This is a genomic window from Xenorhabdus santafensis (genome assembly GCF_033949405.1).
Taxonomy (GTDB): Bacteria; Pseudomonadota; Gammaproteobacteria; order Enterobacterales; family Enterobacteriaceae; genus Xenorhabdus; species Xenorhabdus santafensis.
Genome location: NZ_VCDN01000252.1, coordinates 1 through 470, shown reverse-complemented (window position 1 = coordinate 470; position 470 = coordinate 1). Strand labels below are relative to the sequence as shown.

Here is a 470-nt window from a genome sequence, read left to right as displayed (position 1 = left end):
AACTTATAGCTCACATAAAAATAGACAGGTAGACTAATGATAAATGATGCAATCATCAATCTACTTAGATACTTAACAATAATCTTGTTAAATTTAGGTAGCCTATCAAAGATAAAGAAAAAAATAGAGCCCGACAAAGAATAAAATAATAGAGGGGAAGACATAACACCAATGATAACGGTGCCAGAAAATGTTATTTCATCTTTCATTAATATTAATGAAATAGCGGAATTAATAACGAAGCTCATCATAAAAGCCATAAATAATAATAGTAGTAGCACTCCTAATGCTTTAAAGTATTTGCTATTCACCTAAACCTTCCCATCGTATTAAAAAAATGCCGAATAATCTTTTTCTGCGTCTCACAGGCTGCTTCTCGTAGCTTGATTAAACGGCCTGATGGCTGCTCACGTCTGAGTGCAACTTCTTCATATATACCTGAAGAATAGAATAACAAGACCTCAATACAG

The 470-nt window shown here is 33.0% G+C and carries 1 protein-coding gene; it reads right to left on the bottom strand.

The annotated features are described in order from the left end of the window. Positions 1-311, bottom strand: a 311-nt coding sequence (locus FE392_RS20105; RefSeq protein ID WP_319931895.1) for a DUF1240 domain-containing protein, incomplete at its 3' end; no start/stop codon positions are given. Positions 312-470 lie beyond the last annotated feature (159 nt).